Consider the following 7361-nt stretch of genomic DNA (forward strand, 5'->3'; position numbering starts at 1 on the left):
TGAAGTTCATAGCAAGGTTTTTGGCTGTTAGCGGTTCCAATCGCGGACAAAGGTTGGGAAAAGAGCCTCGGGTGCTCTCGGTGCCGGTCACCCACTTGAGGGGCGAACTTATCCGAGTAACGATCTCCAACCAAAGCGCTTCTTGGCCGAACAACGTGCGAATAGCTTTCTTTCGGCAAGATCGAGATCCTTCGCTCGTCTTCCGATCTCCGATGATTGATGCGAACGGACAAGCGACTCTTTATTGCTGGGTTCCTAAGGCCGCCATGACGGTGCAGATCTACGGTGCCGACCAAAAGACTCTGGCGCCGGTTGACCTTTCAATTATGTCTGTAAGGCGTGCCTCCTTGCTGGAGCTGATCATCAGGGCGCTAGCAAAGAATCCCCGGAAATTTGTGGGAATCGGAAAGCTGTTCCTAATTGGTAACCGAAGGGGCGTCTCATTTCGGTTCGCGCGCCTCGCCGAGGAGCTAAATGCCTTGCCATATCGTCTTTGGCTGGATCGGCATTTGAAGAGCGTATCGACATTTGGAGATGCGAAACCGACAGGAAATGTTATCGTTCTTATCACGCTGGAAATGGCGTCAAATGTCCAAACTGCGGTGACTGAGAATTCTCTCGCGCGCCAGGCATTTCGAAATTGGCGTAAGGTCGAGAGAGGGGATCTGCCTTTGTTTCGGTCGAGCGGGGCCAGCCACGAATTCCTGTGGCTGCCTTTACCTGCCGGCGCCGTGCTCGCCGAAGAGGCACTAGAAGAATTGGTAAAACCATTCTCCTCGCCCGAGGTCTCGGTCGTCTATCCGGATGAAGATCGCCTAGGTTTCGGAGGCAGGCGCCACAGTCCTTTTTTCAAGCCGGCCTGGAGCCCGCTTCTCGCTAAATCCGGCTGGCTGCCGCTTGACGCAGCTCTAATTCGTTTGTCGTCTATTCCGCACGAGATCGATATCTCGAATGCTCTTGTGAAGGATGTAATCTTATCGGTTGCTGAACCTTTTGCCCGCTCTGTCCTTCACGTGCCGAAAGTCCTGCTTTCTCGGACGATAACGAGAATTCGCACAAATGGTCCGGAACGTCCCGCAATTAGCGAGAATTGGCGTCCGAAAGTCACGATCATCATTCCTAGTCGCGACCGTCTTGATCTTTTGTCGGCATGCATGGAGGGTTTGCGGGACCGAACAAAGGGCGCTGAACTTGATATCATCATCATCGATAATGACAGCCGTGAACCAGCTACCCTTGCCTATCTTCGCGAATTGCAGACAGAGGGTCGGGCGCGAGTGATTAACATGCCAGGCGAGTTCAATTTTGCTCGCGCATGCAACGTAGGAGTTGCCGCCGCCCGACATGACCTCATCTTGCTGCTAAACAATGACGTGGACCCCATTTCTCCCGATTGGCTAGTGCAGATGGCTTGGGAGTTGAGCGACGAAACGGTGGGCGCTGTCGGTGCTTATCTGCTTTACCCTGATGGTTTCGTCCAGCATGCAGGTGTAACACTTGGAGCTGGATCGATTGCGCGGCACAGTTTCAGTTTCATCCATCCCGAAGGAGGAGAAGATCGTGGGCTTCTCCGTGAGCGGCGTGATGTTTCGGCTGTGACAGGAGCCTGCATGCTGACCACTAGATCACTTTGGCAGGCAGTGGGAGGCATGGACGAAGAGCATCTTACGGTAGCTTTCAATGACGTCGATTATTGCTTGAAATTGCGCCGGATGAGGAGGCGTATCATTTGGACGCCCTTTGCAAAGCTTTGGCACCGCGAGTCTGTTTCGCGAGGCAAAGATGACACTGATGTCAAACTGCGACGTTTTGCACGTGAAGAAGCGGTGATGTTCCAGCGTTGGGGTACGTCTTTGAAAAACGACCCTTTCCACAATCCCAATCTTTCCAAAATTGCCGAAGACTTCGTGCTGGAAGCTTTTCCAGAAGATCTGGCAGCGCGTGGCCCATCGCTGCCGTGAATGGCTAAACGCCTAGCAAAAAAGGCAGGACGACTGCTGTTTCCTTACCACGCCTCGGCCGATGCGACGAGACCGGGGATGGTAAAATCCGCTTCGGAACGGAGTTTGACAAGGGCGGCTCTGGTGGCAAGTCGCGCTTTTTCTCGGGTTGTGTCCGAATTAATCAGAGTTTCGATGGCGAGGCGCCATGACTGAGGTGTATTCTCAACCAGAAGTTCATCTTGGTGTCGGTTGCGCTCATAGGCGGTAACATTGGAAAAAACCGCTGCAGCGCCCTGCCGGCACACGTCCATCCGCTTCGTGTCAGCCCTTGCATCATTGACCAAGCCAGCGAGCAGTGGCACCAGGGCGATGTCCAAACGGCCATAGTCAGTTCGTTGCGAGAATTGCGTCCACGGCACGACGGAAGCGAAGCGGATCTGAGGGGTAGTCGCAGCAAGTCGTTCCCACAGGTGTCTTACTCGTCGGTCCGCCGCCACTTCGAACGTGACGTGCGGATACTGAGCTAAGAGCTCTGGGATGAACGACGCCAGAAAAGCATGTTCCTTGATATGAATTCCTGTTGCATAGTAGCCCATCGTTATCCCACCATCGGATGGTGGACGTACTAGGACTTCTCCGATATCCTCCCGGCGCGGCAGCGGAGGTAGAAGCCTTACTGCTTGGTTGTCGGCGGCCAGTCGCGCAGCAAGCGGCGGTGTCGATGCCCATATTATGTCAAGCTTGCCGCGGAGCCTAACCATTGGCGCCACATGCCAGCGGACTAGAGAAAACCTATATGGAAACGTGGCTTCGACCCCTGTGATTACGGCTGGGATGTCGTCGTCGACGAGCATCCCAATTCCACATAGGTCGCTTTGATTCTGGTTCAGCCAGTTCACATGCTTTGCACGCAGATAGCGACAGATAATGACGAATGCGCCGGCGGGGTCGATGTCGTCCAGATTGTCGTGGTCAATGCACCGGACAATCACGGGTATTCGCCTGGAATAATACGTAAGCCGGTCCTCGAGATAGTAGGCGAAGGTCGGGTTGGCGTTTTTTCGGAAAACGATGATCGATCGAGGTTTGAAAGTGGCTGGCGTCTTTTCCTTTGTCTTGCCCTTTGGGACGACTTGGGCAAGCTTTAGATGGAGTTTGGACTTTAACTCGTTCAGCATCATCGATTGAGACTACTCGGAATATGGCCGCGGCTGAGATTGTGAGTGGAGTTTCTTTTTGCTGAATCACGTCTGCAAGCCACTTGGAGACACCGTGTCATTTCGTCCTCGGCCAGGATGTAAAGTCTGCAAAAGTGACGTGTCGGCGACATTTTGTGGTCCAACGTTTTGAAGGAAGACCGGCAGCTTGTCTTTCTGATCCTAGTTCAGGTGTTTAACACAATGTGGCTCCAGGTGTTGCAGTCATGGAGCATGATCGAGCCATCAGCATCGGCGGTATTTTTATCCCTATCGGCATTTTACGCAACTGATGATGATCCAACTTAGTCCGGTGCCGGAGTGAGTTTAAGGAGGGTGCGGGCACTTCCCTAAGCCATGAAATTGTCGGCATCTTTCTCCGCAGATAATCCTTTGAATGAGGTTTCACCGCTCCGCCTGGGCTCTCATTACTTCGCCGTCAGCAATTCCGTGCAGTAGCTCGGTCCGTTGGTGCCGGGGCGATCAGAAACGATCGTGATTTCGCGAATGATGTAGTTGTCTGAGACGCTGATCTTTGCGGAGCAACTGACGCTAGCGACACGACCGTTCTGCTGTTTGATGCGGTTATAGCCACCACGCCAGTTGTAAACGGTGGAGGAGCCTTCACCACTGTCGCTGATCGGCGGGCTGAATTTCGCGAAAAACTCGCCAGCCGAATGTCCGACCCAGCGCGCGTTAATCGGATTGCCACCGACGCTGGCGGTGGTGCAGCCAGCCTGCCCCAAGGCAATAAGTGCGGTGCAGATGATGATGCGACGGCTCATGGTTCCAAAGTCCTTATTATTCTCCAGCGCCCGGTGGAATGCGCCTGCGAATCGCACGTAACAGATTCTGTGATAAGGCAGGGAGAGCACCGGAGGCTCCCCTCCGCACTATGGACATCATAATTTGAGGGCGCCGCTTTTTTGCAACGCTTTGTTTTTCACCTCAAGGCTCCAAAACGAGTAATAATTCCGTCGTCATTTTTACGCGACGACGCTTGTGGAAAGAAAAATGCTGGTCTATAGAAACCCCCGCTGGTCACGGAGTGTAGCGCAGTCTGGTAGCGCACCACGTTCGGGACGTGGGGGTCGAGTGTTCGAATCACTCCACTCCGACCAGCTTGAATTGATTGATGTTGATTACCACTAAGAACTGACCCGGCGTTTCCACCGAGAATTGACCCGCCTGTTAGGTATGTTTCGGGTCTGCGGTCGTGGTCAAGTTCCTCGTTTTCTCCTTTGTCTTTTTGGGCTCGTGCGCTGAGCTGTTCTTGAAGCGGAAGCTGTCGTTTCCGGTTTCCAGGATGTGGCAATGATGCGTGAGCCGGTCCAGCAGCGCTGTAGTCATCTTGGCATCACCAAACACGCTGGCCCACTCGCTGAAGCTCAGGTTGGTGGTGATGATGACGCTCGTGTGCTCGTAGAGCTTACTCAGCAGATGGAACAGCAGCGCACCGCCTGAAGCACTGAACGGCAGGTAACCGAGCTCGTCGAGGATGACGAGATCGGAGTGTGCCAGGCGGTTGGCGATCTGGCCTGGACGACCTTGGGATTTCTCCTGCTCGAGGGCGTTGACCAACTCCACGGTCGAGAAGAACCGAACCCGCTTGTGATGATGTTCGATGGCCTGGACCCCGATGGCCGTCGCGATATGCGTCTTGCCCGTGCCGGGACCGCCGACCAGGACAATGTTGTTGGCCTCGTCGAGGAAGTCGCAGCGATGAAGCTGGCGGACCAGCGCCTCGTTGATCTCACTGCTGGTGAAGTCGAAGCCATTCAGATCACGATAGGCTGGAAAGCGTGCTGTCTTGAGCTGGTAGGCCGTCGATCGCACTTCACGTTCCGCGGTCTCCGCCTTTAGGAGCTGTGACAGGATCGGGATGGCGGCCTCGAACGCCGGCGATCCTTGTTCGGTGAGCTCGCCAACGGCCTGGGCCATGCCGTGCATCTTCAGTTGCCGCAGCATGATGACGATAGCGCCACTTGCTGGATTATGACGCATGACGGGCCTCCGTCTTTCTCAGCGCATCGTAACGTTCGACATTCGCCTTGGGCTCATTGGTGAGCGTCAAGGCTTGCGGCGCATCGATGGTCGGCGGCGTGAAGGATTTGCCATCGACAAGGCGATGCAGCAGGTTCAGCACATGCGTCTTGGTCGGAACGCCGGACTTCAGCGCCATATCGACCGCCGACAGGACGGCCTGTTCATCGTGTTGAAGGACGAGCGCCAGGATATCGACCATCTCCCGGTCGCCGCCCGGCTTCTTGAGCAGGTGTTGCTGCAAGGCCCGGAATGCATCGGGGAGTTGGGCGAACGGTGCGCCATTGCGAAGCGCACCTGGCTTGCGCTGCACGACCGCCAGATAATGCCGTCAATCGTAGATCGTCTGGCCCGGCCGGTCGTGGGAGCGATCAACAACGCGACGATGCTCGCAAACGATCTGTCCTTCTGCGGCGACCACAATACGGTCTGGGTAAACCCGGAGGCTTACCGGCCGATTGGCGAAGGACGCCGGGACGCTGTAGCGATTGCGCTCCAGATGCACGAGGCAGGTCGGTGAGACACGTTTGGTGTATTCGACAAACCCATCGAACGGCCGGGTAATGGGCATGAGCGCAGGTGCTTCCTCCGCCCAGATGTCGGCAATGGAGCCATGCATTTGACCGTGCGGGGTCTGTGCCCAGAACTCCTTGCAGCGCTGCTCGAGCCAGTCGTTCAGAGCATCCAGCGATGGAAAGCGCGGCGTTGGCTGCCACAGACGATGACGCGCGTCCTGAACGTTCTTCTCGACCTGTCCCTTCTCCCAGCCAGAAGCCGGATTGCAGAACTCAGGTTCGAACAGGTAGTGGCTGGCCATCGCCTGGAAACGGACGTTGACGTCACGCTCTTTGCCACGGCCGACCTTGTCGATCGCGGTGCGCATGTTGTCGTAGATGCCACGGCCAGGGATGCCTCCAAACACGCGGAATGCATGGTTGTGGGCGTCGAAGAGCATCTCGTGGGTTTGCAGCAGATAGGCCCGCACGATGAAGGCGCGGCTGTAGCTCAGCTTCGTGTGCGCCACCTGCAGCTTGGTGCGCTCATTGCCGATGATGGCCCAGTCTTCCGACCAGTCGAACTGGAAGGCTTCGCCGGGGTCAAACGCCAGGGGCACATATGTCCCGCGACCCGTCGTCTGCAATTCCCTCTGGCGATCATCACGCCATTCCCGGGCAAATGCCGCCACCCGATTATAGGAACCCTCATAGCCGAGGCTCGTCAGATCGGCATGCAACTGCTTCATCGTCCGCTTCTGTTTGCGGTTCTTCTTGGATTCGGTCTTCAGCCAGGCCGACAACCGATCTGCAAACGGATCAAGCTTGCTCGGCCGCTCCGGAACCTTGAACTTCGGCTCCACGCCGTCCAGTCGCAGATATTTGCGGATCGTATTCCGGGACAGGCCGGTCCTTCGGCAAATCTCCCGGATCGATAGATGCTCTCGAAAATGCCAGCGTCGGATCACGCTCAATAACGCCATGTCGATCACTCCATAGCCCCCGCTGAAAACATGCGAGGGAAGGAACATGGGTCAATTCTCAATGGAAATATCAGGCCACGCCGGGTCAGTTCTCAGTGGCAATCAACAGGGAGCCCATTCTGGGCAGCGCAGCGCGAGGTTCTCGCAGTCGTGCGGCCAGGATCGACACATTATCGATTTGTCACCGGAGGAAACTGCCTCGACGTCATTTCACCAGACGAACCTTCCTTCTCCTGGGTTTCTTAGACGTATGGTTGAGGCGTGAGGCGTGTCTAGCCCGGCCTGGGACCGATCCCTGCCTGGGGCTGCAATGGGGCTTCGACATACCGGTGAGCAAATCACTTCAATAAGCGGTTCTTCCTCGCATAAGTTTCGCGCGCGAAGATGTATTCTTTGCTCCCAACGTCGATGGAGACGTAGCCGTTGTCCAGCATGATCTGGAGCCTTGGATCGTTGTGGATTTGATCCATCCGATCAATTTGAATGCGAGGAAATTGCGCCCCGAATCCCTCGATGATCTGCCCGATGATATCCGCGTATTCGGGCAAGAGCATTTCCTGCAGGGCGTCACGAACAGTCGGAGCCAGAGCTGTCGGGCGAAGTGAGAAATTGACCCCCGCATTGCCTCAAGCAAAATGTTACCGATAGTGTTGATGCTCCCGATGGGATGGTGAAGGTTCGCTGTCCCAGTTCGGGGGATGG

General features: G+C 55.7%; 5 protein-coding genes, 1 tRNA gene and 1 pseudogene. 2 read left to right on the plus strand and 5 right to left on the minus strand.

Annotation, left to right across the window (positions count from 1 at the left end):
• Positions 1-212: 212 nt before the first annotated feature.
• Complete coding sequence (locus tag EDE05_RS21670; protein ID WP_162712494.1) at positions 213-1961, plus strand: glycosyltransferase; 1749 nt, start codon at positions 213-215, stop codon at positions 1959-1961.
• Positions 1962-2005: 44 nt separating this feature from the next.
• Here the strand turns inward: EDE05_RS21670 and EDE05_RS21675 are convergent, their stop codons facing one another.
• Positions 2006-3124 (minus strand): hypothetical protein, encoded by a 1119-nt coding sequence (locus EDE05_RS21675; protein WP_105373188.1) that lies wholly within the window; start codon positions 3122-3124, stop codon positions 2006-2008.
• A 443-nt stretch (positions 3125-3567) separates the two neighbouring features.
• Positions 3568-3924, minus strand: coding sequence for a hypothetical protein (locus EDE05_RS21680; RefSeq protein WP_105373187.1), 357 nt, complete (start codon positions 3922-3924; stop codon positions 3568-3570).
• A 259-nt stretch (positions 3925-4183) separates the two neighbouring features.
• Between EDE05_RS21680 and EDE05_RS21685 the strand changes: the two genes are divergently transcribed.
• A tRNA-Pro gene (locus EDE05_RS21685) sits at positions 4184-4260 on the plus strand.
• Between the two features lie 70 nt (positions 4261-4330).
• Here the strand turns inward: EDE05_RS21685 and istB are convergent.
• From istB to EDE05_RS21700, 3 genes and pseudogenes are all read right to left on the minus strand, one after another.
• On the minus strand, positions 4331-5143 hold the full coding sequence (gene istB / locus EDE05_RS21690; RefSeq protein ID WP_132408882.1) for an IS21-like element helper ATPase IstB: 813 nt from the start codon (positions 5141-5143) through the stop codon (positions 4331-4333).
• A pseudogene (gene istA, locus EDE05_RS21695) lies at positions 5133-6659 on the minus strand (IS21 family transposase). The gene istB and the pseudogene istA overlap by 11 nt, the downstream one beginning before the upstream one ends.
• 338 nt (positions 6660-6997) lie before the next feature.
• The gene (locus tag EDE05_RS21700) at positions 6998-7207 is read right to left on the minus strand and encodes a hypothetical protein (RefSeq protein WP_134102948.1); all 210 of its coding nucleotides are present in this window, start codon (positions 7205-7207) and stop codon (positions 6998-7000) included.
• Between the last annotated feature and the right edge of the window lie 154 nt (positions 7208-7361).

Origin of the sequence: Neorhizobium sp. R1-B, assembly GCF_004368875.1 — a bacterium.
In the GTDB taxonomy this organism is placed as follows: domain Bacteria; phylum Pseudomonadota; class Alphaproteobacteria; order Rhizobiales; family Rhizobiaceae; genus Neorhizobium; species Neorhizobium huautlense.